The sequence below is a fragment of the Amycolatopsis sp. NPDC104587 genome (assembly GCF_055583645.1).
In genome coordinates this window covers 539,556-562,201 of sequence record NZ_JBVJNO010000005.1, presented here as the reverse complement: position 1 = coordinate 562,201, position 22,646 = coordinate 539,556, and the positions used below count along the sequence as shown (strand labels likewise).

General features: G+C 71.4%; 32 protein-coding genes. 16 read left to right on the top strand and 16 right to left on the bottom strand.

From position 1 onward, the window contains the following. The first annotated feature begins 1 nt into the window (after position 1). A complete protein-coding gene (locus tag ACZ61C_RS18130) occupies positions 2-892 on the top strand; it encodes a transketolase family protein (protein WP_465308026.1) in 891 nt (296 codons plus the stop codon). Here the strand turns inward: ACZ61C_RS18130 and ACZ61C_RS18125 are convergent. Further along, positions 870-1,997, bottom strand: coding sequence for a hypothetical protein (locus ACZ61C_RS18125; protein WP_465308024.1), 1,128 nt, complete (start codon positions 1,995-1,997; stop codon positions 870-872). The genes ACZ61C_RS18130 and ACZ61C_RS18125 overlap by 23 nt on opposite strands. Beyond that, on the bottom strand, positions 1,994-2,194 hold the full coding sequence (locus ACZ61C_RS18120; RefSeq protein ID WP_465308022.1) for a hypothetical protein: 201 nt from the start codon (positions 2,192-2,194) through the stop codon (positions 1,994-1,996). Before ACZ61C_RS18120 ends, ACZ61C_RS18125 begins: the two co-directional genes overlap by 4 nt. Positions 2,195-2,303: 109 nt before the next feature. Here ACZ61C_RS18120 and ACZ61C_RS18115 point away from each other — a divergent pair, with 109 nt between their 5' ends. Next, complete coding sequence (locus ACZ61C_RS18115; protein ID WP_465308020.1) at positions 2,304-2,870, top strand: NUDIX hydrolase; 567 nt, start codon at positions 2,304-2,306, stop codon at positions 2,868-2,870. Here ACZ61C_RS18115 and ACZ61C_RS18110 read toward each other — a convergent pair. The 3 genes from ACZ61C_RS18110 to ACZ61C_RS18100 are packed head-to-tail and all read right to left on the bottom strand — an operon-like array spanning position 2,856 to position 4,819. After that, positions 2,856-3,383: an NIPSNAP family protein gene (locus ACZ61C_RS18110; protein ID WP_465308018.1), complete on the bottom strand. Its 528-nt coding sequence runs from the start codon at positions 3,381-3,383 to the stop codon at positions 2,856-2,858. The two genes, ACZ61C_RS18115 and ACZ61C_RS18110, sit on opposite strands and share 15 nt — an antisense overlap. Positions 3,384-3,421: 38 nt before the next feature. After that, complete coding sequence (locus ACZ61C_RS18105) at positions 3,422-4,594, bottom strand: acyl-CoA dehydrogenase family protein (protein ID WP_465308016.1); 1,173 nt, start codon at positions 4,592-4,594, stop codon at positions 3,422-3,424. A 48-nt stretch (positions 4,595-4,642) separates the two neighbouring features. Further along, positions 4,643-4,819, bottom strand: a complete 177-nt coding sequence (locus ACZ61C_RS18100; protein WP_465308014.1) for a hypothetical protein — start codon at positions 4,817-4,819, stop codon at positions 4,643-4,645. Positions 4,820-4,989: 170 nt separating this feature from the next. Between ACZ61C_RS18100 and ACZ61C_RS18095 the strand changes: the two genes are divergently transcribed. Genes ACZ61C_RS18095 through priA form a run of 3 tightly spaced genes read left to right on the top strand, consistent with a single transcriptional unit; the run spans position 4,990 to position 7,269 of the window. Continuing rightward, entirely contained in the window at positions 4,990-5,844 is an 855-nt protein-coding gene (locus ACZ61C_RS18095; RefSeq protein WP_465308012.1) for a hypothetical protein, read from the top strand. Positions 5,845-5,875: 31 nt separating this feature from the next. Further along, positions 5,876-6,496 carry an imidazole glycerol phosphate synthase subunit HisH gene (gene hisH, locus ACZ61C_RS18090; RefSeq protein WP_465308284.1) on the top strand — a complete coding sequence of 207 codons (621 nt, stop codon included), beginning with the start codon at positions 5,876-5,878 and terminating at the stop codon, positions 6,494-6,496. Positions 6,497-6,531: 35 nt separating this feature from the next. Continuing rightward, positions 6,532-7,269: a bifunctional 1-(5-phosphoribosyl)-5-((5-phosphoribosylamino)methylideneamino)imidazole-4-carboxamide isomerase/phosphoribosylanthranilate isomerase PriA gene (gene priA / locus ACZ61C_RS18085; protein ID WP_465308010.1), complete on the top strand. Its 738-nt coding sequence runs from the start codon at positions 6,532-6,534 to the stop codon at positions 7,267-7,269. On the opposite strand, the gene ACZ61C_RS18080 is transcribed toward priA, so the two are convergent. Next, positions 7,266-7,664 carry a pyridoxamine 5'-phosphate oxidase family protein gene (locus ACZ61C_RS18080; RefSeq protein ID WP_465308008.1) on the bottom strand — a complete coding sequence of 133 codons (399 nt, stop codon included), beginning with the start codon at positions 7,662-7,664 and terminating at the stop codon, positions 7,266-7,268. The two genes, priA and ACZ61C_RS18080, sit on opposite strands and share 4 nt — an antisense overlap. 81 nt (positions 7,665-7,745) lie before the next feature. Here ACZ61C_RS18080 and ACZ61C_RS18075 point away from each other — a divergent pair, with 81 nt between their 5' ends. The 3 genes from ACZ61C_RS18075 (at position 7,746) to ACZ61C_RS18065 (ending at position 9,611) form a co-directional block, all read left to right on the top strand. After that, a complete protein-coding gene (locus ACZ61C_RS18075) occupies positions 7,746-8,672 on the top strand; it encodes an AraC family transcriptional regulator (RefSeq protein WP_465308006.1) in 927 nt (308 codons plus the stop codon). A gap of 56 nt (positions 8,673-8,728) precedes the next feature. Then, positions 8,729-9,070 (top strand): DUF1330 domain-containing protein, encoded by a 342-nt coding sequence (locus ACZ61C_RS18070; RefSeq protein ID WP_465308004.1) that lies wholly within the window; start codon positions 8,729-8,731, stop codon positions 9,068-9,070. A 67-nt stretch (positions 9,071-9,137) separates the two neighbouring features. Beyond that, positions 9,138-9,611, top strand: a complete 474-nt coding sequence (locus tag ACZ61C_RS18065; RefSeq protein ID WP_465308002.1) for a GNAT family N-acetyltransferase — start codon at positions 9,138-9,140, stop codon at positions 9,609-9,611. Here ACZ61C_RS18065 and ACZ61C_RS18060 read toward each other — a convergent pair. Genes ACZ61C_RS18060 through ACZ61C_RS18050 form a run of 3 tightly spaced genes read right to left on the bottom strand, consistent with a single transcriptional unit; the run spans position 9,595 to position 11,439 of the window. Continuing rightward, on the bottom strand, positions 9,595-9,981 hold the full coding sequence (locus tag ACZ61C_RS18060; protein ID WP_465308000.1) for a PPOX class F420-dependent oxidoreductase: 387 nt from the start codon (positions 9,979-9,981) through the stop codon (positions 9,595-9,597). The two genes, ACZ61C_RS18065 and ACZ61C_RS18060, sit on opposite strands and share 17 nt — an antisense overlap. A 13-nt stretch (positions 9,982-9,994) precedes the next feature. Next, positions 9,995-10,729 (bottom strand): ABC transporter permease, encoded by a 735-nt coding sequence (locus ACZ61C_RS18055; protein ID WP_465307998.1) that lies wholly within the window; start codon positions 10,727-10,729, stop codon positions 9,995-9,997. Next, a complete protein-coding gene (locus ACZ61C_RS18050) occupies positions 10,726-11,439 on the bottom strand; it encodes an ABC transporter ATP-binding protein (RefSeq protein ID WP_465307996.1) in 714 nt (237 codons plus the stop codon). Before ACZ61C_RS18050 ends, ACZ61C_RS18055 begins: the two co-directional genes overlap by 4 nt. Positions 11,440-11,584: 145 nt before the next feature. On the opposite strand from ACZ61C_RS18050, the gene ACZ61C_RS18045 reads away from it, so the two are divergent. After that, on the top strand, positions 11,585-12,532 hold the full coding sequence (locus tag ACZ61C_RS18045) for a hypothetical protein (RefSeq protein ID WP_465307994.1): 948 nt from the start codon (positions 11,585-11,587) through the stop codon (positions 12,530-12,532). Here the strand turns inward: ACZ61C_RS18045 and ACZ61C_RS18040 are convergent. The 4 genes from ACZ61C_RS18040 to ACZ61C_RS18025 form a co-directional block, all read right to left on the bottom strand. Further along, positions 12,522-13,493 (bottom strand): hypothetical protein, encoded by a 972-nt coding sequence (locus ACZ61C_RS18040; protein WP_465307992.1) that lies wholly within the window; start codon positions 13,491-13,493, stop codon positions 12,522-12,524. The genes ACZ61C_RS18045 and ACZ61C_RS18040 overlap by 11 nt on opposite strands. Beyond that, positions 13,490-13,987, bottom strand: coding sequence for a SigE family RNA polymerase sigma factor (locus ACZ61C_RS18035; protein WP_465307990.1), 498 nt, complete (start codon positions 13,985-13,987; stop codon positions 13,490-13,492). Before ACZ61C_RS18035 ends, ACZ61C_RS18040 begins: the two co-directional genes overlap by 4 nt. Positions 13,988-14,053: 66 nt before the next feature. Beyond that, positions 14,054-15,166 carry a phytase gene (locus tag ACZ61C_RS18030; protein ID WP_465308282.1) on the bottom strand — a complete coding sequence of 371 codons (1,113 nt, stop codon included), beginning with the start codon at positions 15,164-15,166 and terminating at the stop codon, positions 14,054-14,056. A gap of 66 nt (positions 15,167-15,232) precedes the next feature. Beyond that, the gene (locus ACZ61C_RS18025) at positions 15,233-15,820 is read right to left on the bottom strand and encodes a TetR/AcrR family transcriptional regulator (RefSeq protein WP_465307988.1); all 588 of its coding nucleotides are present in this window, start codon (positions 15,818-15,820) and stop codon (positions 15,233-15,235) included. A 38-nt stretch (positions 15,821-15,858) separates the two neighbouring features. On the opposite strand from ACZ61C_RS18025, the gene hisF reads away from it, so the two are divergent. The 5 genes from hisF (at position 15,859) to ACZ61C_RS18000 (ending at position 18,260) form a co-directional block, all read left to right on the top strand. Further along, the gene (gene hisF, locus ACZ61C_RS18020; RefSeq protein WP_370972470.1) at positions 15,859-16,632 is read left to right on the top strand and encodes an imidazole glycerol phosphate synthase subunit HisF; all 774 of its coding nucleotides are present in this window, start codon (positions 15,859-15,861) and stop codon (positions 16,630-16,632) included. Beyond that, the gene (locus tag ACZ61C_RS18015) at positions 16,629-17,006 is read left to right on the top strand and encodes a hypothetical protein (protein ID WP_465307985.1); all 378 of its coding nucleotides are present in this window, start codon (positions 16,629-16,631) and stop codon (positions 17,004-17,006) included. The genes hisF and ACZ61C_RS18015 overlap by 4 nt, the downstream gene beginning before the upstream one ends. Beyond that, positions 17,003-17,365, top strand: coding sequence for a phosphoribosyl-AMP cyclohydrolase (gene hisI, locus ACZ61C_RS18010; RefSeq protein WP_465307983.1), 363 nt, complete (start codon positions 17,003-17,005; stop codon positions 17,363-17,365). The genes ACZ61C_RS18015 and hisI overlap by 4 nt, the downstream gene beginning before the upstream one ends. After that, positions 17,362-17,724 carry a DUF1304 domain-containing protein gene (locus ACZ61C_RS18005; protein ID WP_395924693.1) on the top strand — a complete coding sequence of 121 codons (363 nt, stop codon included), beginning with the start codon at positions 17,362-17,364 and terminating at the stop codon, positions 17,722-17,724. Before hisI ends, ACZ61C_RS18005 begins: the two co-directional genes overlap by 4 nt. A 272-nt stretch (positions 17,725-17,996) precedes the next feature. Further along, positions 17,997-18,260, top strand: a complete 264-nt coding sequence (locus tag ACZ61C_RS18000) for a hypothetical protein (protein WP_465307981.1) — start codon at positions 17,997-17,999, stop codon at positions 18,258-18,260. On the opposite strand, the gene ACZ61C_RS17995 is transcribed toward ACZ61C_RS18000, so the two are convergent. Both ACZ61C_RS17995 and ACZ61C_RS17990 read right to left on the bottom strand, forming a co-directional pair. Further along, the gene (locus tag ACZ61C_RS17995; protein WP_465307979.1) at positions 18,205-18,381 is read right to left on the bottom strand and encodes a DUF397 domain-containing protein; all 177 of its coding nucleotides are present in this window, start codon (positions 18,379-18,381) and stop codon (positions 18,205-18,207) included. The two genes, ACZ61C_RS18000 and ACZ61C_RS17995, sit on opposite strands and share 56 nt — an antisense overlap. A gap of 8 nt (positions 18,382-18,389) precedes the next feature. After that, positions 18,390-19,223 carry a helix-turn-helix domain-containing protein gene (locus ACZ61C_RS17990; protein ID WP_465307976.1) on the bottom strand — a complete coding sequence of 278 codons (834 nt, stop codon included), beginning with the start codon at positions 19,221-19,223 and terminating at the stop codon, positions 18,390-18,392. Between the two features lie 199 nt (positions 19,224-19,422). On the opposite strand from ACZ61C_RS17990, the gene ACZ61C_RS17985 reads away from it, so the two are divergent. After that, positions 19,423-20,376 carry a DUF3592 domain-containing protein gene (locus ACZ61C_RS17985; RefSeq protein WP_465307974.1) on the top strand — a complete coding sequence of 318 codons (954 nt, stop codon included), beginning with the start codon at positions 19,423-19,425 and terminating at the stop codon, positions 20,374-20,376. Here ACZ61C_RS17985 and ACZ61C_RS17980 read toward each other — a convergent pair. Beyond that, the gene (locus tag ACZ61C_RS17980; RefSeq protein WP_465307972.1) at positions 20,357-20,971 is read right to left on the bottom strand and encodes a TetR/AcrR family transcriptional regulator; all 615 of its coding nucleotides are present in this window, start codon (positions 20,969-20,971) and stop codon (positions 20,357-20,359) included. The two genes, ACZ61C_RS17985 and ACZ61C_RS17980, sit on opposite strands and share 20 nt — an antisense overlap. A 94-nt stretch (positions 20,972-21,065) precedes the next feature. Between ACZ61C_RS17980 and ACZ61C_RS17975 the strand changes: the two genes are divergently transcribed. Then, positions 21,066-22,616 carry an anthranilate synthase component I gene (locus ACZ61C_RS17975; protein WP_465307970.1) on the top strand — a complete coding sequence of 517 codons (1,551 nt, stop codon included), beginning with the start codon at positions 21,066-21,068 and terminating at the stop codon, positions 22,614-22,616. Positions 22,617-22,646 lie beyond the last annotated feature (30 nt).

The window sequence follows — 22,646 nt, the reverse complement described above, 5'->3', positions numbered from 1 at the left end:
CATGCTTTCGATGCGGGACACCTTCCTGGCCACCACCGAGCAGATCCTCGACGCCGACCCGGACGTCGCGATCGTGCTCGCCGACATCTCCGCCGCGCAGCTGGCCGGCGCCGCGCGGCGGCACCCGGACCGGGTGATCAACGTCGGGATCCGCGAGCAGCTGCTGGTCAGCGCGGGCGCCGGGCTGGCGCTGGCGGGGCTGCGGCCGATTGTGCACACGTTCCCGTCGTTCCTGGTGGAGCGCGGGTTCGAGCAGATCAAGCTGGATTTTTCCCACCAGGACGTCGGCGGCGTCCTGGTGTCGTACGGCGCGTCGTACGACATGCCGACGGCGGGGCGCACGCACCAGTCGCCGGGAGATGTGGCGCTGATCGACTCGTTGCCGGGCTGGACGGTCCACGTGCCGGGCCACCCGGACGAGGCCCGCCGCCTCCTCCTGGAGTCCATCCCCGGCGACGGCCGCGTCTACCTGCGGCTGTCGGCGCAGGAGAACACTTCGCCGCACCTGGGAGTGGGTTTCACGCGGTTGCGGTCCGGTTCGCGTGGGGTCGTGGTGGCGGTGGGTCCGATGCTTGATCGGGTGCTGCGGGCGACGGCGGGTCTTGATGTGACGGTGCTGTACGCGTCGACGATCCGGCCGTTCGACGGGGCGGGTTTGCGTGCGGCCGTGGATTCTGCTGCTTCCGTGGTGCTGGTGGAGCCTTATCTGGCGGGGACGTCGGCGCATTGGGCGGCGGAGGCGTTGGCGGACGTGCCGCACCGGCTGCGGTCGCTGGGGGTGCGGCGGGATGCGGAGGTGCGGACTTACGGGGATGTTGCGGACCACGATCTGGCGCATGGGCTGGATGCCGGGTCGTTGGCTTTGTCGATCAGGGAGTTCCTGGAGGAGTAGGGGCAGTGCCGCCGGTGCTGGGGGTACCGGCGGCGGGCTTTTCGTAAGGGAAGGAAGTCTTCGCGCCGCCGAGCAGTTTCATCAGCGCGATGTTGGTCGCGCGTTCTTCGTCGCTGCTGTCGGGGTGCTTCACGTGAAGTTCTTCGTACAACCGGAACCGGTTGAGGTCGACGACGGTGCGCACCGTGCCCATGTATTCGTCCGCGCCGGCGACCGCCGCGCGGTAGGCGATCCAGGCGAACACGTACGGCACCAGCGCGGTGAGCAGCCACCAGTGGTCGGTCAGCATCGCCGCCACCGTCTCCAGCGTGGCGACCAGAGCGACGACACACAGCCGGATCGAGGTGTCCATCTGCTGCCGGGCATCGTGCAGGGACTCCACGTGTTTGTCCGGAGCGACGAGTGCGATGTACGGCGCGGCGCGGATGGCGTCCAGACCGTATTGCGTGCCGATCCGGTCTTCGGCCGACCGGAGCGCGTTGCCCAGCCGGGTCGGCATCATGCGGTGCGTGACCGGGTAGCGCTGCATCTGGTGCGGGACGAGGGCCAGCGCGGCGTGGACACCGCTCGCCGCGTGCGCCTTCGGGCTGGGAATGAGCTTGAGAAGCGCATTCGTCAATTCAGCGTCGGGAAGCCCGAACGGGTTCGGTTTTTCCCGTTCCGTTCCCAGATCGGCCAGGTACCTGTTGGCGATGGCCTTCGCGAGCACTCTTCGACGTCGGCGGTCGAGCCGGGTTCGCCGCCGGTTCAGCCGTGATCTTTTCTTGCGGTAATGGGTGATGCGCAGGCGGAGCAGGATCGTGGCGAGCCGCGAACTGCCCCAGTACCCCTCGAGCACCCGCGTCATACCCAGCTGAAGCGGGTGAAGGAAGAGCGCGACGATCACGGTCGCCAGCAGGATCCAGGCGTAGCCACCGAAAGTGATACCGCTGAGCTTCGTGCCGACCTGCGTCGGGTTCGGCGTTCCCGACCAGGCGCCGCTGCTGATGAGAACGACCGTCCAGCCGGTCAGGAACAGCGCTGGGAGCACGCTGACGAGGCTGAAGTAGCGGCCGATCCGCGCTCCGGCCCCCAGGGCGGCATCGGCGATCGACGGCGCCGTCATGACGGAAGGCGGTCTTCTTCGTCGATGTAGTCGTCACACTCTTCGCAGTAGAGTCCGTCGTCTTCCTCCACGAGGTAGACGACGGGGTGGTACGGGCAGCGACCGGCGCCCTCGTCTTCGCCGTACCCGGGCAACCCGTCGTAGGGCCTGTTGGTGCCGAGCATCACCAGACCGAGGGTCAGCCGCAGTCTGCGCATCGGCCTCACCCCGCCCTCCAGGATTCGACCATGTTAGGCCAGCATTCAGGTGCAGTCGACAACGTGGGACGAGGTGGGGATGGGCTTCTCGCCCTGGGTGGTGCCTGCTGTGGGCATCGTCGTGGTCGCGGTTGCCGGGGGGTTCGGGGGCGGTGGTGGGGCCTGGGTGGCCGTCGGGGGCCTTGCCGTCTCGGGGGGTGGGTGGCTGGTTTGGGTCGTGCTTCGGGAGCGGCGAGCCGATAGCGTTGCCCCCATGGGGTCCAGCATCCGGCCGATCGCGCTCGGGATCATTCGGCGGGGAGACGCCTTGCTCGTCTTCGAAGGCCACGATGACGGCCGGACCTTCTACCGGCCGCTCGGTGGGGGCATCGAGTTCGGTGAGCGGGGCGAGGAAGCTCTCAAACGTGAGTTCCGAGAGGAGCTCGACGCCGGGATCGAAGTCCACGGACGGCTCGGCGTCCTCGAGAACGTCTTCACCTGGCGCGGCAGGCCCGGCCACGAGATCGCCTTCCTCTACGACGCCGAGTTCACCGATCCCGGCTTCTACGCCAAAGACGAAATGAAGATCCTCGACGACCCCGCCACCGCTCGGTGGGTCGACGCCGAGGACTTCCGCGACGGCAGCAAGCTCCTCTTTCCCGACGGGCTCACCGAACTGCTCTCACCGGAGCAGTGACCGCGTCGTCGGCTCCAAGGCTTCCCCCGGACCCGACCGGCTGAACGACACCGTGAACGGCCCGTCCTCCCGCACCGGCAGCTGCGGGAAGTTGTTCGGCGACGGCTCCGTCTCGAACACCGCGAACGCCGACGGAGCCGCAGCACCGACCGTCAAACACAGACCGGAACCCGGCGGCGGCGAAGCAAGACCACGCCGGACCGGACGGAGCAGCAGCACGTCGTCCGAGTCCACCATCGTCGCGTTCGCCGCGTCTCGGTGACGACGCCACACCGGGCCGGTGTAGAACGCCTCCAGCGCCGACTTCCGGGCAGCGAGCGAGGAAAAACCCCGCAGCCACACGAACTGGTCCGGGGACGCCGGCGACCGGAACAGCCCGAACAGGTGCGCTCCCGCCTCCTCCTGCGGTTCGACGAACTCCCGCTCGAACAGCTCGATCAGCTCGTCGCGCCGCCCTGGGTGCAGGGTGTAGCGGCGCAGCTCCAGCACCGTCTCGAATGAAGAAAAGTCCACGGACCGCAAGCTACCGGCCACCACCGACAAAAAACCGATCAGCGGAACGCTGCCAGCCCCGTCACCGCCTGGCCGAGCGACAGCGCGTGCATCTCCTCGGTGCCTTCGTACGTCAACACAGTCTCGAGGTTCGCCATGTGCCGCATCACCGGGTACTCCAGCGAGATCCCGTTCGCGCCGAGCATGGTCCGCGCGGTCCGGGCGACCTCCAGCGCCGAGCGCACGTTCGCCAGCTTCCCGAAGCTCACGTGGTTGTGGTGCAACGAGCCCGCGTCCTTCAGCCGGCCGATCTGCAGCGCCACCAGGTCGGCGCGGTTGACCTCGACCAGCAGGTCGGCGAGCTTGCGCTGGGTCAGCTGGAACCCGGCCAGCGGCTTGCCGAACTGCGAGCGCGCCAGCGTGTACTCCAACGCCGATTCGTAACACGCCCGCGCCGCGCCGACGACGCCGAACAGGATTCCGTAGCGAGCCTCGTTCAAGCACGACAGCGGCCCGCGCAACCCCCTGACCTCGGGGAACGCCGCCGAAGCAGGCAGCCGGACGCCGTCGAGGACCAGTTCCGCCGTCAGCGAAGCTCGCAGGGACAGCTTGTGCTTGACCTCGTTCGCCGTGAAACCCGGCGTCGACGTCGGGACGACGAACCCGCGGATGCCGTCGTCGGTCTGGGCCCAGACGACCGCGACCTCGGCGACCGTTCCGTTGGTGATCCACATCTTCGTGCCCGACAGCACCCAGTCGGACCCGTCGCGCACCGCGCGCGTGCGCATCGAGCCCGGGTCGCTGCCCGCGTCCGGCTCGGTCAGCCCGAAGCAGCCGAGCGCGTCGCCGGTGGCCATGCGTGGCAGCCACTCCTTGCGCTGCTCTTCGCTGCCCCACTTGTGGATCGCGTACATCGCCAGCGAACCCTGCACCGAGACGAAGCTCCGCAGCCCCGAGTCGACGGCTTCGAGCTCACGGCACGCGATGCCGTACGCGACCGCGCTGGTGCCGGCGCAGCCGTAGCCCTCCAGGTGCATGCCCAGCAGCCCCAGCGAGCCGAAGCCCTTCGCGAGCTCGGCGGCCGGGAGCACGCCCGTCTCGTACCAGTCGGCGACGGCGTCCAGCAGGTTGTCCTTCGCGTACGCGCGCACGGCGTCGCGGATGGCGCGTTCCTCCTCGGCGAGCCCCGCGTCGAGGTCCAGGAAGTCGTGCGGGTCCGGAGTGCGGCTCATGAGGGCTCCAAGGGGACGCGTCGGTGCGGCCCTCGCAGGAAACCACAGTCAGGCGTCTGTTCCCCGCGTGGCGTTCGTCACGCGAACGACAGACGCCGTCGCCGAATGCCGCGGCCGGGTCTGCTGGCGCGGGATCAGCAGCTCGCTGAACTGCGGGAACGGCACGCTCTCGATGTCTTCGCGCCAGGCGTGGAACATCTGGGACAGTACGTCGTCCTCAGCCATGTACGCCTCCCTGGCGTCCGGTCGTGGAGGCTGACCTCACACGATCGAGTGACTGGATACCCAGCTGCCGGGACGGCGAAACGTGTCTCTTCAAGATTCTTCCGCGCCGTCACCCACCCATGGCAGAATCGCGTCGCCGCCGCCATGGCCTCTACTTCCGAGGAGCGCACATGCGCGCGGCCAGTCTGCTCGCTCTCACCACCGCCGCCCTGCTCACCGCCACCGGTGTCGCGTCCGCCCACGACGCCCGCTGGCGCCAGGCCGGGCACACCACCGCCGAAAACCGGGTCAGCGGCGAGGGCATCACCACGCTCCGGCTGCCCGGGCAGCCGCCCGAGATCGTCTACCGCAACGGCGCGACCATCCCGCAGCCGCTCAAGGACGAGGGCTGGGGCCACGTCGGCGACCCCGACTCCCTGCGCGGGTACGTCTTCGACGTCTACCAGGACACCGTCACCCCGACGCCGACCAAGAAGATGTACCTGGTCACGAAGCCGGACGGCACCACGACGGAGTTCGTCCACCCGCTGCAGGCCGACGAGCCCGCCGCCAACGCGAACGCCCAGGTCGCGGCCACCCCCGACGGCCAGTGGCTGGTCTCCGGCCCGCTCGGCGAGACCGACCGCTTCTTCGTCTCCGCGACGCCGTTCCTCAACCCGCGCGGCCCGAAGACCGCGGGTGACCTCCCCGTCGCCGCCCGGATCCACCTCGACCACCACATCCGCAGCGCCCAGGGCTGCGACTTCGTCAGCGCGACCCGCTTGGTCTGCGCGACGTCCGACCCGAACAACGACCTCTACCCGACGAACCTGCAGCTGCTGCAGGTCGACCTCGCGCGGCCCCTGAACGGCCGGGACGTCACCGCCAAGGTGCACGAAATCAGCCAGGTCCCGCTGGTCAGCACCTGCACCGGCACCTTCACGCCGGAAGGCGTCGACTACGACGCCGGCGTGCTGCGCGTCGAGGTCGTGCCGCCCGCGCCGTGCAACACCGTGACGGACGTCTATTCGTTCGAACGCCGCTGAGGGCGACGGCTACGCTGGGTGCGTGTCTCGTGTGGTGATCCTCGACTACGGTTCCGGCAACCTCCGCTCCGCCGAACGCGCCGTGGCGCGCGCCGGGGCCGAAGTCGAGGTCACCGCCGACCCGCATGCGGCGGTCGAGGCCGACGGCCTGGTCGTGCCCGGGGTCGGCGCCTACTCCGCCTGCATGGCGGGGCTGCTGGCGGTGAAGGGCGACCGGATCATCGGCAAGCGCCTCGCCGGCGGCCGTCCGGTGCTCGGCATCTGCGTCGGCATGCAGATCCTCTTCTCCCGCGGTGTCGAGCACGGCGAAGAGACCGAAGGCACGGCGGAGTGGCCCGGCACCGTCGACCGGCTGAAGGCCGACGTGCTGCCGCACATGGGCTGGAACACCGTGCGCGCGCCGGCGGACTCGCAGCTCTTCGCGGGTCTCAACGCCGAAGAGCGCTTCTACTTCGTGCACTCCTACGCCGCCCGCACGTGGGAGCTGGAGTCGGGCCTGGCCGGTCAGGAGCCGAAGGTGACCTGGGCGAACCACGGTGAGGACTTCGTCGCCGCGGTCGAGAACGGGCCGCTGTGGGCCACCCAGTTCCACCCGGAGAAGTCCGGCGACGCCGGCGCACAGCTGCTGCGCAACTGGCTCGCGACCCTCTGACCGGGTGACGGGCGTCTCCGCCTTACAGTTACCACGTGACTTTCACGCTGCTTCCCGCTGTTGATGTGGCCGATGGCCAGGCCGTGCGACTCGTCCAGGGCGAGGCCGGCACCGAGACCTCCTACGGCAGCCCGCTCGACGCGGCGCTCGCCTGGCAGCGCGACGGCGCCGAGTGGATCCACCTGGTCGACCTCGACGCCGCGTTCGGCAAGGGCAGCAACCGCGAGCTGCTCGCCGAGGTCGTCGGCAAGCTCGACGTCCAGGTCGAGCTCTCCGGGGGCATCCGCGACGACGCGTCGCTGACGGCCGCGCTGGCCACCGGCGCCCGCCGCGTCAACCTCGGCACCGCCGCCCTCGAGGACCCGGAGTGGACGGCGCGGGTGATCGGCGAGTACGGCGACCGCGTCGCGATCGGCCTCGACGTGCGGATCACCGAGGCCGGCCACCGCCTTTCGGCCCGCGGCTGGACCTCCGACGGCGGTGACCTCTGGGAGGTCCTGGAGCGCCTGGACCGCGACGGCGCGTCCCGGTTCGTCGTCACCGACGTGAGCAAGGACGGCACCCTGCAGGGCCCGAACCTCGACCTGCTGCGCGAGGTCGTCGCCCGCACCGACTCCCCGGTGATCGCCTCCGGCGGGGTGTCCAGCGTGGCCGACCTGGTCGCCCTGGCCGGCCTGGCCTCGGACGGTGTCGAGGGCTCGATCGTCGGGAAGGCGTTGTACGCCGGAGCGTTCACGCTGCCCGAGGCGCTGGCCGCGGTCGCGAAGGTCTAGTACGTGTAGCGGCGGACCCGCTCCGGGTGGATGACCAGCCGGAGCTGGTCCGTCGCGAGGATTTCGGCGAGGTCCTTCGCGCGCGCCGGGTCCTCGAGATCCCAGTAGCGGGCCGCCAGCCGGGACGCGAGGTCGTGGGCGCCGTCCGGTTCGAGGGTGACGCTGCCCGCCGCCGACACCCAGCGCTCGCGCTCGCCCACCGGCGCGGCGACGACGAGCGAAGCGCGCGGGTCGCGGCGCACGCGCCGCACCTTGAGGGCGTCCGGTTCCGTGAACAGCTGGATCGTGCCGCCGTCGGTGGCTTCGAACCACACCGGCCGGGGCTCGCCGCCGGCCACCGTGAGGAAGCCATGCAGTGGGCGGTGGAGGAACTCGAGGTCGTCTGGGGTGAGCATGCCCCGATTCAACCGGGCCGGCTCGGACGATGCCATGGGTGAGAAGCCGGATCGCCTGTCCGTTCGTCTAACCTCGAAAACGTGGACGCGTTCAGTGACCTGATCCGCGGGGTGCGGGCTCACGGCTCGCTGTTCGGCAGCTCGGCCCTCTCGCCGCCCTGGGCGTTGCACTTCGTCGACGGCGCGCCGCTGACCCTGTGCACGGTTCTCGGCGGGTCGGGCTGGATCGTGGCCGAGGGCGAGCCGCCCGAGCCGCTGCGGGCCGGTGACACGATCATCGTGCGCGGGCCGTCGACGTTCACGTTCGTCGACGAGCCCGGCACCCGCGCCGAGCCGGTCGCGTGCGGCGAGTTCTGCGCGACGCCGGAGGAGGGCGGCACCCGGCACCGGCTGGGCTGGCACGACAGCACCGGCGGCCCGACCACGCTGATCGTCGGCGCGTACCCGGTTCGCGGCGAGCTGAGCCGTCGGCTGCTGGAGGCGTTGCCGGTGGTGCTGCGCGTGCCCGGCGGCGGCACGGGCGACGCCGTGCTCGACCACCTCGCCGCCGAGGTCGCCGTCGACACGCCGGGCCAGCAGGTGGTGCTCGACCGGCTGCTGGACTGGATGCTGGTCTGCACGCTGCGCGACTGGTTCGACCGGCCCGGCGGCGAGCCGCCGGCGTGGTGGGCGGCCCAGCACGACCCGGTGGTCGGCCACGCACTGCGCCTGCTGCACGCGGAACCGGCGGCGCCGTGGACGGTCGGGACGCTGGCCGGGCGCGCCGGGGTGTCCCGCTCGACGCTGGCCAAGCGGTTCGCCGAGCTGGTCGGCGAACCGCCGTTGACGTACCTGACGCGCTGGCGCATGACGCTGGCGGCCGACCTGCTGGCCGGCTCGTCGACGGTCACCGACGCCGCCCGCGCCGTCGGGTACGCCGACGCGTTCGGCTTCAGCGCGGCCTTCAAGCGGGTCCGCGGGGTGACCCCGAGCGACTTCCGCGCGGCCGCGGCATTACCTCCGGCGTAATCGACGCTGCGCGATCCCCGCGGCAGGATTCTTTCGTAGCCAGCGAAAGGAATGTCATGACTGCCTACGGACTCGCCCACCTGCGCCCGCCCGCCGTGCTCGCGGAGGAGGTCTTCCAGTACCTCGAACGCATCCAGGCGACGCTCGACCCCTTCGGCGGCCGGTTCGTCGTGCACGGCGCGCCGGTGGTGGTGAAGGAAGGGGAGTGGCCGGGCGCGCTCGTGATCATCGAGTTCCCGAGCGCCGCCGCCGCGCACGAGTGGTACGACTCGCCTGCCTACCAGGCGATCCTGCGGTTGCGGGCCGACCACATCCCGGGTGACCTGGTCATCGTCGAGGGCTGTGGACCGGACCACGACTCGGCGGCGATGGCGGCCGCGATGCGCGCGGCGGCGTGACGACGCGGCGGGCCGAAGCGACCGAAAAGCGGCTGACAGCGGCACCCTCAGCCCGTAGGTTGCCGCGGTGGAGGAGATCGTCACCCAGCTCGAAATGACCGCGGCCGACCGGCTCAACCCGGCGCCGCCCGTCGACGGCGTCGCGCTGCGGGCCGCCGGGCCGGGGCCGGACATCCGGGAGCTGCACGTCCGGATCGGCACGCCCTACCAGTGGCCGAGCGTCTCGCGAAGCGATGAGGCGTGGGAAGCCTGGTTCGCCGAACCGGACCGCTGCTACCGGCTGATCGAGTACCGCGGTGAGGTCGCGGGGGTCGCGGACTTCGAGCGGCGCCACGAGGACGTCGAGATCACCACCTTCGGCCTGCTGCCCGAGTTCGTCGGGAAAGGCCTCGGCGGGTACGCGCTCACCCTCGTCGTCGCCGACGCGTGGGCGGTGCCGGGTGCGCGGCGCGTCTGGCTGCACACCTCGACCCTCGATCACCCGAACGCGCTGCCGAACTACCTGCGCCGCGGCTTCCGCGGCTTCAGCCGTCCAGCTTGACGGCGATCCCGACCGTCCGGTCGGCCGGGCCGCGCAGCTTCGAGAAGAACATCGACACCCGCCCGAAAACGCCGTACTTGCGCCCGATCACCTGCTGGATCCGCCGGGTCTCGTCGAGGTCCAGCAGCCGCGCCTGCCCGCTCGCGACGGCGCCGTGCGTCTTCTTGCCGCGCAGGTCGCACGCCTGGACCTCGACGCGGCCGCTGTTGCGGATGCGCTTGACCTTGCCCGTGTCCCGCACCGAGTTGAAGACGAGCTCGCCGCCTTCGCCGGCCACCCAGATCGGGGTCGGCACGGCGCGGCCGTCGCGGCGGAACGTGGTCAGGACGACGTAGCGCTCGGCCGCGAGCCGGTCCGTTTCGGAAGCCATGCGGCCACGGTAGTCACGGCGTGCGCCGCCGCAACGTCGCCGCGCCGAGCACCAGGGCCAGCAGCGCGCAGCACGCGACGACCAGCAGGTTCCGCAGGATCACCGCGTCCACCGTCGACGACGCCGTGACGCGGGTCAGCGCCTCGACCGCGTAGGACAACGGCATCATGTCGGACAGCCAGCGCAGCAGCCAGCCCATGTCCGCGCGGGGCACGAAGAGCCCGCACAGCAGGATCTGCGGCAGCACGAACACCGGCATGAACTGGATGGCCTGGAACTCGGTGCGCGCGAACGCGCTGACGAACAGCCCGAGCGCCATGCCCAGCAACGCGTCCAGGACGGCGATCAGCAGCAGCATCACCACCGACCCGGCGAGGTCGAGGCCGAGCCACCACAGCGAGACGCCCGCCGCGAGCGCCACCTGGACGACGGCGATCGAGCCGAACGCCAGCGCGTACCCGAAGAGCAGGTCGAGCCGGCCGATCGGGAGGGTCATCAGGCGTTCGAGGGTGGCCGTCGTGCGCTCCCGCAACGTCGTGATCGACGCGATCAGGAACATGATCAGGAACGGGAACACCCCGAGCAGCGCGGGCGCGACCCGGCTGAACACCAGCGGCGAGTTGAACACGTACCGCAGCAGGATCATCAGCAGCGTCGGCACGAGAACCAGCATCACGACGGTGCGCGGGTCGTGCCGCAGCTGCGTCAGGATGCGCCGGGTCGTGGCGAGCGTCAGCGCGGGGTTCACGACGCGGCCCTCACCAGGTGCAGGAACGCCCCTTCGAGGTCGGCGGCGCCGGTGCGCTCGCGCAGGGCGAGCGGCGCGTCGTCGGCCAGCAGCGCGCCTTCGCGCATGAGCAGCAGGCGGTCGCAGCGCGCCGCTTCGTCCATGACGTGGCTGGACACCAGCAGCGTGGCGCCGGCGTCGGCGAGCCGGCGGAACAACGTCCAGAGCTCGTCGCGCAGCACCGGGTCGAGCCCGACGGTCGGCTCGTCGAGCACCAGCAGCTCCGGCTCGCCGAGCAGCGCGACGGCGAGGTTCGCGCGGTTGTGCTGCCCGCCGGACAGCGAGCCGACGAGCTTCCCGGCGTGCTCGGCCAGCCCGACTTCGGCGATCACTCTGTCCACATCGGACGCCGGTGCGCGCAGCACCGCGGCGAAGTAGCGCAACGCTTCCCGGACGGTCAGGTCCGCGTAGATCGCCGGGTTCTGCGTCGCGTAGCCGATCCGGCGCCGCAGCGGCGGGATGCCGGCGGGCAGGCCCAGCACGGTGACAGCGCCGCCCTCGACGATCTGCACGCCGACGACCGCCCGCATCAGCGTCGTCTTGCCGCAGCCGCTCGGGCCGAGCAGCCCCGTGACGCTGCCGCGGGGCACTTCGAAGCTCACGTCGCGCACCACCGGCCGGCCGCCGCGCCGGACCCGCAGCCCGGAGACCACGAGCGCTGAATTAGTCATGTGTTTAATTCTGCGTCCGGGGTGAAGTCCGCGTCAAGCACGCACCCGGCGCAACCGGATGGGGCACATCGGCAGAAGCGCTTCAACACTCCTTCTTGCGACGATCGACCGGCTGGGTTTACCCGCACACCGGAGGGAAGACTTGATGGCCGTCACCCACGAAGTCCCCGTACACCCGCAGGCCGGCTTCTTCGGCGCGGGGCCGTATCCCTCGCGCCGGGCCGTGGTCGCGCTCGTCGCCGTCCTCGCCGGCTTCGCGCTGACCGCGCTGTGGTCGGCGCCGTTCGTCGACTCCGTGATCGGCGACAGCGTCGCGAACGGCCTGCTCGGGTACGACGCCAAGGCGACCCCGATCAGCGGCGTGCTCGCCGGGACGCTGTTCGCGTTCGTCTCCGGCCTCGCGGGCTCCTTCACCGCCTGCAACATCGCCGCGTTCGGCGCGGTCGCCCCGCTGGTCGGCGGCCAGGCCGGGGAGAAACGGCGCTTCGCGACCACGCTCAAACCGCTCGGCTGGATCGCCGCCGGCATGCTCACCGTGTCGGTCGTCTACGGCGTGGTCGTGGCGCTGGTCGGCACGCGCATGCCGCAGTTCTCCACCGCGACCGGCAGCGGGCTCACCCCGCGCAGCATCCAGTCCATGATCGCCTTCGGGGTGGTCGGGCTCGTGTTCCTGGTCATGGGCCTGATCGCGCTCGGCATCCTGCACAACCCGTTCGCCGGCTTCGTCAGCCGCCACCCGGCCGCGCCGCTGGTCCTGATGGGCGCGCTCATCGGCGGGTTCCTCATCGGCCGGCCGTACCCGCTGTTCCGGATCATGTTCCGCAGCGCCGCCGAGCAGCACAACGTCTTCTACGGCGCCGCCGCGTTCGCCCTGCAGTCGCTGGGCAACATCGTGATCATGGGTGTGCTGTTCCTGATCCTGACGCACGCGACGGGCGGGCGCGTGCAGCGCTGGCTGGCCGCGAAGCCGGCCCGGATCGCGACCGTGACCGGCGCCGCGCTGCTCGTCGGCGGCACGTTCACGCTGCTCTACTGGGACGTCCGCGTGCTCGGCCGGCTCGGGATCATCTGGTTCCCGGCGGTCAGCTGGTAGGCCGCCCGAGCCAGCGGTAGTCGGGCGCCGGGTCGAGCTGGACGCCGTCGGCGACGGCGACCAGCTCCGCCTGCGGCTCCGGCCCGGCGACCGTCAGCCACCGGCCCGACGGCAGGCGGACGGCGACCGTCGGCGCCTGGCCGTTCGCGGGCGCCAGCCAGAACCCCTGCCCGCCGCGGACCGCGATCGACGCGGCGCCGTTGACACCGGGGGAGCCCGCGCTCGCCGTGACCCGCACGGGCGCCCGCCCCGGGGCCGCCGCCGTCAGCTCGGTCGAGCCGTCGGCGGGGCTGGTGCCCTTCACCGCGGCCGAGCGTTCGGCCAGCCCGTCCGGGAGCGGGCCGAACCGCAGCTCACCGCGGACGCCGACGGCTTGCGTCGTGATGCCATCGGCGATCCGCTGGGCGACCGCGCGCGCGTCCGGGACCCCCGAGACCCGCGCGGTCAGCACGTGGTCGTCGTCGGCCAGCCAGGTGAGCAGCGCGGAGCTTTCGGCGTCGCCGGTGACCATGGCGACCCGGCCGTGCACGAGCGTCTGGTCCTTGAGCGCCGCGATCCGCAGCGCGGTCCGCGACCACTCGGGATCGGCGGTCGAGTACGCCGACAGCGCGACCTCCGCCGGTCCGGCGAACCAGCGCCGGACCTGCGGCGCAGTGCCTGGGCCGCCCTCTCGGTACTGCTCGGTGAAGCCGTCCGGCAGCCAGCCGGGGGAGTACCCGAGCACCGGGCGTCCGGCGGCCGGGTCGAGGTCGGGCGGTGTCGTGAGCAGCTGCGTCCCGGTGATCACCCCGGCCACCAGCGCGACGACGGCCGCGGCCACCAGCGCGAGCCGCACGGGCGCGCGCTGTCGCGTCCGGCGGGCGAGCGCTTCGCGGACGGCGTGGCCGTCGGGGGCGCGGGCGGCGAGCCGGTCCAGGCTTTCCCGGATCAGCGTCTCGGTGTCGTGGTCGCTGCGGGTCATGCGTGGTCTCCGGTGGTGAGGGCCGTCGGCTGCGGGGCCTGGCGCAACGTGGCCAGCGCACGGGAGATCTGGCTGCGCACGGTGGAGACGCCGCAGCGCAGGACGGCGGCGATCTCGGCGTCGGAGTAGCTCTCGTAGTAGCGCAGCACGACCGCCGCGCGCTGCTTGCGCGGCAGGGTGGCGAGCAGGCCGAGCATGGCGTCCCGCTCGTCGTAGGCGGCCGAGGGGTCGGCTTCCGGCGGCCCGAGCGCGTCGAGGACGTCGTGGCTGCTCGGCACCACGCGCCGCACGGCCCGCCGCCGCCACGACAGGTACTCGTTGGTGACCATCCGCCGCACGTAGGTCGGCGGGGAGTCGATGCCGTCCCACCGCTGCTGGGCGCGCAGGAGCACGTCCTGGACGATGTCCTGCGCCAGGTGCGGGTCGTTCGTCAGGACGGTGGCGTAGCGGAGCAGCCCGTCCAGCCGCTCCGCCACGAACTCTTCGAAACCCACGCAGTCCCCTTCGTCACCCCATGGACGCGCGAGGGGGCGGGGTTGATGCACGGGTGTGAGATGTATTCAGAGAACGTCTTCGAGCCGCAGGAACGCGAAGCCGGTGCCGGTGTCGCCGCGCTCGCCGTCGTGGACGACCAGGAGGCCGTGCGGGAAGCGGCGGCCGAGGTAGGCCGTGCTGATGGCCGAGCCGTCGGAGTGCTCCACCGAGTCCGTGCCGCGGCCGGCGACGATCCTCAGGTCACGCGTGCGCTTGCCGCCGTAGACGACGAACCGCGAGTCGCCCTGGCTCGACGCGAACAGCTTCGGGCCGGCCACCGCCAGCCCTTCCGCGTCGGCCTCCAGCCACTGGCCGCCGAAGCCCGGGTCCGGTCCGGACGGCACGCACTCTTCGGTGGCGGCGTCCCACCGGGCCGGGACGCCGTACGAACGCACCCGGTCGACCAGCTCCGGCCGCCCGAACCCGCCGCTCGACAGGGGGATCCGCCAGATCCCGACGTCCTCCTGGGCGGTGTAGAGCACCCGGCCGTCGATGACCGACCCCTCCAGCTGCGGCCGCTCGCCCGGCTCCTCGCACGGCGACCACGTGCCCCCGTCCGGCAGCCGGAAGGACGCGGGCAGGTCGACCGTGGCGAGCGGCGCCGTGCCGACCTTGCCGCCGGGCAGGTCGACCAGCCGCAGCAGCGCCACGCGCGTTTCGTGCCGCTGCGTGACGGCCACCCAGCGGACGCCGGTGCGCGGGTCGCGGCCCGCGGCGAGGCCGTACGCGGTGCGCTGCTCGGACAGCTCGGCCCCGAACACGGGCGGGGCCGCCGGGTCGGTCACGTCCCGCAGGACCGGCGTGTGGCCGGGGTCGATGCGGAAGACGCGGATCCGGTCCTGGCCGCGGTCGCTGACCACGGCCAGGTCGTCCAGGACGTCGACGTTGTTGAACCGCCCGCCGGGCCCGGCCGGGACCACCTGCAGCGTCCGCGCGTCGAGGTCGAACGCCGCGAGACCGCCCTCCTTCAGCGTGCCGAGCACGATGCTGCGGGACGGGTCGTGCGGGTGGACCCAAATTGCCGGGTCGTCGGCGTCGGCGGGTTCCCCGAAGGTCTGGGTCTGCACCACCGGCGAGGGGTCGCGGGGGGTGGCTGAGGCGGGGACGGCGGTCAGCAGGGTGACGGCGGCGACGGCCACCGGGAGGAGTCTGCGCACGCGCGGCAAAGTAGACGAATCGGATGGCCGCGAGGTGAACGCGCCGGCCTACGAGGGGCCGGCATCCGGATCCAGGTAGTACTGCGCGACCGGCGCCAGCAGCACGACGATCTCCTCGTCGGACGCCTCGGCCAGCGGCGGCAGCTTGATCACGTACCGCAGCAGCGCGACGCCCATCATCTGCGCCGCGATCCCGGTCACGCGGATGCGGGGCACCTCCAGCGCCCGGGCCACCTCGGCCAGCACCGCGCGCTCGATGAACTGGCGCATCATCAGCGCGACCTGCTCGTTCGTCGCCGCCGCGCGCAGCATCGCGACGAACGGCGTCCGCCCCTCCGGCGACGCCCAGACCGCCAGGAACGCCCGCACCAGCCGTTCGCCCAGGCCCGGACGCGGGCCCGCGAGGATCAGCGGGACCAGCTCGGCCGGGTTCACCGGCAGGTTCATCGCCGCCGCGAACAGCTGCTGCTTGCTGCCGAAGAAGTGGTGCAGCAGGGCCGCGTTCACGCCCGCGTCGGCGGCGATCCCGCGGACCGTCGCGCCGTCGTACCCCAGCTCGGCGAACCGGTGCCGCGCCGCGTCGAGGATCTTCTCGCGCGTGTCGGTCTGCCCCGGCCGCCGCCCCGCCCGTGCCATTGGCCGAGCTTAGAACGCTCTTGACTACGCTGGTGGGCATGTCTGTCGCGGTGCGGGTGATCCCCTGTCTCGACGTCGACGCGGGCCGGGTCGTGAAGGGCGTCAACTTCGCCGGCCTGCGGGACGCCGGCGACCCGGTCGAGCTGGCCCGGCGTTACGACGCCGAAGGGGCCGACGAGCTGACGTTCCTCGACGTCACGGCGTCCTCGGGCGACCGCGAGACCACCTACGACGTCGTCCGCCGCACCGCCGAGCAGGTGTTCATCCCGCTCACCGTCGGCGGCGGCGTCCGCAGCAACGACGACGTCAACCGGCTGCTGCGCACGGGCGCGGACAAGGTCAGCATCAACACCGCCGCGATCGCCCGGCCGGAGTTCCTGCACGAGGCCTCACGCCGGTTCGGCGCCCAGTGCATCGTCCTGTCGGTCGACGCGCGCCGCGTGCCCGAGGGCGGCGAGCCGACCGCGTCCGGCTTCGAGGTCACCACCCACGGCGGCCGCCGCGGCACCGGTATCGACGCCGTCGAGTGGGCCGCCCGCGGCGAGGAGCTCGGCGTCGGCGAGATCCTCCTCAACTCCATGGACGCCGACGGCACCAAGAACGGCTTCGACCTCGAGCTCATCGAGCTGGTCCGCAAGGCCGTGCGCGTCCCGGTGATCGCGAGCGGGGGAGCGGGGGCGCTCGAGCACTTCCTGCCCGCGGTCCGGACCGGTGCCGACGCCGTGCTCGCGGCCAGCGTGTTCCACTTCGGACAGCTGAAGATCGGCGACGTCAAGGACGCGCTGCGCGAAGGCGGGGTCGAGGTCCGATGAGGTCCTGGCAAGCCCCCGTCGAGGTCAAGGTCGTCGCCGGCCTGCTGGTCGGCCTGCCGGTCGCCTGGGCGCTGCTCGACCTGGTCCCCGTGCTGAGCGCCGGGGCGGGCCTGGCGATCTACCGGATGCCCGCGCTCGCGCTCATCCTCGGCGGCGTCGTGACGACCGGCCTGGTGCTCAAGATGGGCAGCGCCCGCATCGGCGGCCTGGTCGTCACCGTGGTGTTCGCGCTGCTGCACGCGTTCCTGCTGCTCGGCGCGGCGCTGTGGTTCAACAAGCTGTTCTCCGGTCTGTCCTTCGCCGGGTACGGCTACGCGTTCGTCCTGCTGAACTCGATGCCGCTCAAGCGGCACATCCTGGGAGCCGAAGCATGACCCTGGACGCGGCCGTCTCGGCGCGCCTCAAGCGCAACGCCGACGGCCTGATCGCCGCCGTCGTCCTCGAGCACGCCACCTCCGACGTGCTGATGATGGCTTGGATGAACGACGACGCGCTGGCGGCCACCCTGGCCACCCGCCGCGGCACGTACTGGTCGCGCAGCCGGCAGAAGCTGTGGGTCAAGGGCGAGACGTCCGGGCACTACCAGCACGTCCGCGAAGTGCGGATCGACTGCGACGGCGATACGGTCCTGCTGCGCGTCGACCAGACCGGCCCGGCCTGTCACACCGGCACGCACACCTGTTTCGACACCGAAGAGCGCCTGCTCCTGGCCGATGAGAAAGAGAACGCGTGAGGATCGTCGCGGACGTCCTGGTCGGGCTGGTGGCCCTGATCCACGTCTACATCGTCGTGCTGGAGATGTTCCTCTGGACGACCCCGCGGGCCCGGGCGGCCTTCGGCACCACCGAGGAGTTCGCGAAGGAGAGCGCGCCGCTGGCCGCGAACCAGGGGCTGTACAACGGCTTCCTGGCCCTCGCGCTCGTGTGGGGGCTCATCGCGAGTGATCCGACGGGCTTCCAGCTCAAGCTGTACGGCATCGTGTGCGTGATCGTCGCGGGCCTCTACGGCGCGGCGACGGCGAACAAGCGCATCCTCTTCGTGCAGGTGCTGCCGGGAACGCTGGCGCTCATCGCGCTCCTGCTGGCGCGCTGACCGGGCGTACGCTGCCCGGATGGGGCGGGGTGCGCGGGCCGGTTCCTGACCACCGCGGTCGCCGGAGACATGGGAAGCGGCGCCCGCGAAGCAGCCGGACGCCTGGCTCCCGCCCCCGGCGGCCGCCGCCCGACGGCCCGCTTCGACCTCGACGTCTAAACCGAGCGGCTGGGGACAGGGTCGTGCTCTTCCCGCCCGGCGAGTCCGACCCGTGGCCGTACGCCGTCCCGGTGGTGGCGCACGAACCCCGGATCCCGAGCTAGGCTCGGCGGATGGCGCTGGGGAAAGCCGAAGTGAGCCGACGGCTGCGGAACTTCATGATCACAACCGGGCTCGCGGTGGCGGTGATCATCGTGGCGTTCGTGCTGCTGCTGACGAACGACGTGCTGTGGGGCGCGTTCGTAGTGGTGGTGGGCGGCATGCTGGCCGTCCTGGGGTACGCGTGGCTCTTCTCGTCGCGGCTGAAGCGCGACGCCCGGCTCAGCGCGACCGAAGCCGCGCCAGCGCGGATTCCCAGGCACGGGCGGAAACGCTGAGCTGACCCGCCGAGCGCGCCTTGGTGTCCCGCACGCCCACGACCCGCCCGAGCGCCACCTCGACACAGTTGTCGTTGGGGCCGCTGTACGACGACTTACGCCAGACGGTCGAGCCCACCATCGCCTCCGTTACCGCGCGGCCTCCCGCAGCAGGGCGCGGGAAGCCTCTTCGCTCAGAGCTAGTCCGCGTAAAACCCTAGCATCCTGCTTGTGGCCGTCAGTCTGCGATTTCTCGTGGAGGAACGCGGTCGAGTAAACGTGTTCGACCGACGCGATCGGTGACTCGCCCGCGAACTCGTAGATGTCGAACGGGCCGATCAGGCCGGGGTGGTAACCGATTCCGTTCGGCACGATGCGCAGGCTGATGTTCGCGCGCTCGGACATCGTCAGCAGGTGGTCGATCTGGTCGGACATGATTCCGGGGCTGCCGAAGTTCTCGTGGAGCGACTGTTCGCCGATCAGGGCACCGAACCGCACCGGGTCCCGGCGGGTGAGAATCTTCTGCCGGTTCAGCCTGATCCGCAGCCGTTTGTCGGCTTGTTCGATCGTCACCGGCAGCTGGTCCATGATCGAGCGGATGTAGTCCGGAGTCTGGAGCAGTCCGGGAACGATCAGCGGCGACCAGGTGGTGATGGCGGTCGCCGTGCTCTCCAGGTTCAGCCGGGTGGTGAGGGCGAAGGGAATGTCGGTGTTGCTCGATGCGAGCCAGTTGGGCTCCCGGGCGTGCCGGGCCAGGGTCCGGATCCGGTCGCGCTGCTCACCGGTCACCCCCAGCAGCGCGAGGATCGCCGACACGTCCTCGACGCTCGGCAACCGCTGCCCCTTCTCCCACGCCGACAACAGCTGCGGGATGATCCCGAGCAGCTCCGCGAGCTGACGAAGGCCGACTTTGCGCACTTCGCGTTCTTCGCGCAGTGAAGCGGCGAGAGTGCGGGCCGCCGGGCTCGAGGACGTGGGCTTCATGGGAAAAGGATACGAATCCCGTCGATTCCCCGAATGTGCGAATGGTGTCCGCGAACCGCGATGACCGCCATTCTTTCGCGCATTCGGGTGATGCGCCGCGCCTGATCCCTTACACGCGCGAGGAGCCCGTCCGGTTGCCTCGCCCGCCTATGCCGTTTCTCGCAGCATCGGCCCAGCTCGGCGGCCCTACAATCACTCCATGAGAGGGCTCTGGCTGACCGTCACCATCGTCTGCGGTCTCGTCTTCGTGGTCTTCGCGGCGGGCCTGACGTACTCGCTGGTCGCACCCGGCTACGTCTTCGAAGACGGCGAGCTGGTCGGCGAGACGGTTGTTCTGGCCGGCTCTTCGGCGCTGACCCTTCTGGGAGTCTTCCGGCTGCGGTTCGCGGCCCGGCGGGAGCTTTTCGCGGACTTCGGCCGGTGGCTGCCCGCGGCGGATCCCGCCGACGGTGACCACCCGGACCTGAACGCCCGCCTGCGCCGGCGTTCCCGCCGCGCGATGGGCTTCGTCGCGGGCTGGGCGGTGGTGTTCGCGGCCGGGTTCACCGGCGTCGCCCTGGCCGGTGCGGCCGCCGACGACCTGCTCGCCACCGGGCTCCACGAGCCCGGCGTGGTCGTCAGCGTGCTCCACCACGCCAGGGGCGCGTCGTACATCCACGTGCGCCACGGCGACCGGACCGACGCGATCCACTGGAATTCGGACCACGACTACCAGGTCGGCGAACGGGTGGTCGTCAGCTACGACCCGGCCGACCCGTCGCGCGTGCGCACCGCCGACGAACCGAACGAAAACCAGGTCGTGCTCGGCTCCGGCGCGGTCCCGATCCTGGCCGCCCTCTTCGGCCTCCCGTTCTCGATCGGGGCGGCGGCGGGCTGGCGGCGCCGGCTCCAGGCCGTCGAGCGCACCGGGTGGCGGCGGGCCGAAGTGAGCGACCTGGAAGAGAGGACGCTGCACGCGAGATTCCGCGACGGGACGGTGCTCGAGCTGCACCTCACCTCGGGGATCCTCCGCCTGTCGCCGACGGCCGGCTGGAAGAACCGGCCGGGCTGGGTCGGCGGCTGCGGCAAGACGATGGTCGTGCTCCTCGAGAACGACCCGGCCGTCGTGGCGGTTCGCGCGGTCCGGGAGCGGGTCAGCCGATCTCCCCGGTGAGGTAGCGCTGCAGGTTCGGCGCGACCGCCCGCACGAGGACCTCGACGTCCTCGCTGGCGAACGGCTCGAACTTCGCCACGTACCGGATCATGCCCATGCCCACCATCTGGGAGGCGCAGAGGTTCATCCGCAGCGACACGTCGTCCGCGCCCATCGACGCGATCAGCGACGTGAAGAACTGCTGGAAGAAGTCGCGCAGCACGTGCCCGGCCTGCTCGTGGCCGGCGACACTGCGGATGAGCGCGACGAACACCCCGCCGCCCGCGCCGTCCCAGCGGGTGATGAAGGTGCGGACGATCCGTTCGCCGAGCTCGTCGTCGGGGCCGTCCCGGAGGATCTTCTGCAGCTCCATCGGGTCGAACGGCAGCTTGAGCACGGCTTGGGCGAAGAGGCCCTCCTTGCTGCCGAACCAGTGGTTGACCATCGCCGCGTCGACGCCGGCGCGGGTGGCGATCGCGCGCACGGTCGCACCGTCGTAGCCGTTCTCGGCGAACACGGCCCGCGCGGCTTCGACCAGCGCGGTGCGCGTGTCCTGGCCGGCGGGCCGCCGGCCCCGGCGGCGCGCAGTACTCTCGGTGCTGTCGGTGGTGCTCACCGCCCCATCATGACCCAGGCGCCCGCTTAATTCAACATTCAATGAATTAAGGCCCCGCGCGGCCGGTCCACGCCGGGGCGGCACAATGAGGTCCATGGTCAGCGCATCCGCCGGTCCCGGCTCGGTCAGCCCGTCCCGCGAGGACTTCCGCGCCCTCGCCGAGAACCGCCGCGTGATCCCGGTCGTGCGCCGGGTCCTCGCCGACGGTGAGACGCCGATCGGGGTCTACCGCAAGCTCGCCGCCGACCGGCCGGGCACGTTCCTCTTCGAATCCGCCGAGAACGGCGCCTCCTGGACGCGCTGGTCGTTCATCGGCGTCCGCAGCCCGGCCGCGCTCACCGTCCGCGACGGCGAAGCGGTCTGGACCGGCACCCCGCCGGTCGGCCTGCCCTGCGAAGGCAACCCGCTCACCGTCCTGCGCGAAACGATCGAAGCGTTGCACACCGAGCAGCTGCCCGGGTTGCCGCCGCTGACCGGCGGCATGGTCGGCTACGTCGGCTACGACGCCGTGCGCTGGCTGGAAAAGCTGCCGGAGCTGGCCGAGCGCGACCTCGACATCCCCGAGCTGACCATGCTCCTGGCCACCGACCTCGCGGCGTTCGACCACCACGAGGGCACCGTCACGCTGATCGCGAACGCCGTCAACTGGGACGACTCGCCCGAGCGCGTGGACGCGGCCTACGACGACGCCGTCGCCCGGTTGAGCGCGATGACCGAGCAGCTGCAGGTGCCCGCGCCCGCGACCGTCGCGGCGTTCGACCGGCCCGCGCCGGAGTTCGTGCGGAAGCGGTCCAAGGAAGACTTCCACGCCGCGGTCGAGAAGGCCGTCGAAGCGATCAAGGCCGGCGAAGCGTTCCAGATCGTGCCGTCGCAACGGTTCGAGATCCCGACCGCCGCCGACGCCCTCGACATCTACCGCGTGCTCCGGACGTCCAACCCCAGCCCGTACATGTACCTGCTGCGGCTCGACGGCTTCGACATCGTCGGGTCCAGCCCCGAGTCGCTGGTCACCGTGCGGGGCGGCAAGGCGACCACGCACCCGATCGCGGGCACCCGCTGGCGCGGCGCCGACCCGGAGGAAGACGCGCAGCTGGCCAAGGACCTGCTGGCCGACGAGAAGGAGCGCGCCGAGCACCTGATGCTCGTCGACCTCGGCCGCAACGACCTCGGCAAGGTCTGCAAGCCGGGCACCGTGCGCGTCGTCGACTTCTTCCAGATCGAGCGCTACAGCCACGTCATGCACATCGTGTCGACCGTCACCGGCGAGCTGGCCGACGACAAGACGGCGTTCGACGCGGTCACGGCGTGCTTCCCGGCCGGGACGCTCTCCGGTGCGCCGAAGGTCCGCGCGATGGAGCTGATCGAGGAGCTGGAGCCGGTCCGCCGCGCGCTGTACGGCGGTGTCGTCGGCTACCTCGACTTCGCCGGTGACGCCGACACCGCGATCGCGATCCGCACCGCGCTGGTCAAGGACGGCATCGCGCACGTCCAGGCCGGCGGCGGCGTGGTCGCCGACTCGGTGCCGGACTACGAGGACACCGAGTCGCTGAACAAGGCCAGGACCGTGCTTTCGGCGGTCGCCGCCGCCCAGACGATGGTAGCGGCGGGCGCCCTCGACCCGGCCGCGGACTCCGCTCATGTCTGAGCCCGTGCAGAAGCCGTCACGGCGTCCACT

What these genes read in the sequence shown, in the direction of transcription:
- hisI (WP_465307983.1), top strand. Translation starts at nt 17,003, where the DNA reads ATGACCCTGGACGCGGCCGTCTCGGCGCGCCTCAAGCGCAACGCCGAC.
- ACZ61C_RS17985 (WP_465307974.1), top strand. Translation starts at nt 19,423, where the DNA reads ATGAGAGGGCTCTGGCTGACCGTCACCATCGTCTGCGGTCTCGTCTTC.
- hisF (WP_370972470.1), top strand. Translation starts at nt 15,859, where the DNA reads ATGTCTGTCGCGGTGCGGGTGATCCCCTGTCTCGACGTCGACGCGGGC.
- ACZ61C_RS18105 (WP_465308016.1), bottom strand. Translation starts at nt 4,594, where the DNA reads ATGAGCCGCACTCCGGACCCGCACGACTTCCTGGACCTCGACGCGGGG.
- ACZ61C_RS18050 (WP_465307996.1), bottom strand. Translation starts at nt 11,439, where the DNA reads ATGACTAATTCAGCGCTCGTGGTCTCCGGGCTGCGGGTCCGGCGCGGC.
- ACZ61C_RS18015 (WP_465307985.1), top strand. Translation starts at nt 16,629, where the DNA reads ATGAGGTCCTGGCAAGCCCCCGTCGAGGTCAAGGTCGTCGCCGGCCTG.
- ACZ61C_RS18100 (WP_465308014.1), bottom strand. Translation starts at nt 4,819, where the DNA reads ATGGCTGAGGACGACGTACTGTCCCAGATGTTCCACGCCTGGCGCGAA.
- ACZ61C_RS18120 (WP_465308022.1), bottom strand. Translation starts at nt 2,194, where the DNA reads ATGCGCAGACTGCGGCTGACCCTCGGTCTGGTGATGCTCGGCACCAAC.
- ACZ61C_RS18060 (WP_465308000.1), bottom strand. Translation starts at nt 9,981, where the DNA reads ATGGCTTCCGAAACGGACCGGCTCGCGGCCGAGCGCTACGTCGTCCTG.
- ACZ61C_RS18130 (WP_465308026.1), top strand. Translation starts at nt 2, where the DNA reads ATGCTTTCGATGCGGGACACCTTCCTGGCCACCACCGAGCAGATCCTC.
- ACZ61C_RS17995 (WP_465307979.1), bottom strand. Translation starts at nt 18,381, where the DNA reads ATGGTGGGCTCGACCGTCTGGCGTAAGTCGTCGTACAGCGGCCCCAAC.
- ACZ61C_RS18080 (WP_465308008.1), bottom strand. Translation starts at nt 7,664, where the DNA reads ATGCTCACCCCAGACGACCTCGAGTTCCTCCACCGCCCACTGCATGGC.
- ACZ61C_RS18070 (WP_465308004.1), top strand. Translation starts at nt 8,729, where the DNA reads ATGACTGCCTACGGACTCGCCCACCTGCGCCCGCCCGCCGTGCTCGCG.
- ACZ61C_RS18125 (WP_465308024.1), bottom strand. Translation starts at nt 1,997, where the DNA reads ATGACGGCGCCGTCGATCGCCGATGCCGCCCTGGGGGCCGGAGCGCGG.
- ACZ61C_RS18045 (WP_465307994.1), top strand. Translation starts at nt 11,585, where the DNA reads ATGGCCGTCACCCACGAAGTCCCCGTACACCCGCAGGCCGGCTTCTTC.
- ACZ61C_RS18095 (WP_465308012.1), top strand. Translation starts at nt 4,990, where the DNA reads ATGCGCGCGGCCAGTCTGCTCGCTCTCACCACCGCCGCCCTGCTCACC.
- ACZ61C_RS17990 (WP_465307976.1), bottom strand. Translation starts at nt 19,223, where the DNA reads ATGAAGCCCACGTCCTCGAGCCCGGCGGCCCGCACTCTCGCCGCTTCA.
- ACZ61C_RS17975 (WP_465307970.1), top strand. Translation starts at nt 21,066, where the DNA reads ATGGTCAGCGCATCCGCCGGTCCCGGCTCGGTCAGCCCGTCCCGCGAG.
- ACZ61C_RS18025 (WP_465307988.1), bottom strand. Translation starts at nt 15,820, where the DNA reads ATGGCACGGGCGGGGCGGCGGCCGGGGCAGACCGACACGCGCGAGAAG.
- ACZ61C_RS18000 (WP_465307981.1), top strand. Translation starts at nt 17,997, where the DNA reads ATGGCGCTGGGGAAAGCCGAAGTGAGCCGACGGCTGCGGAACTTCATG.
- ACZ61C_RS18040 (WP_465307992.1), bottom strand. Translation starts at nt 13,493, where the DNA reads ATGACCCGCAGCGACCACGACACCGAGACGCTGATCCGGGAAAGCCTG.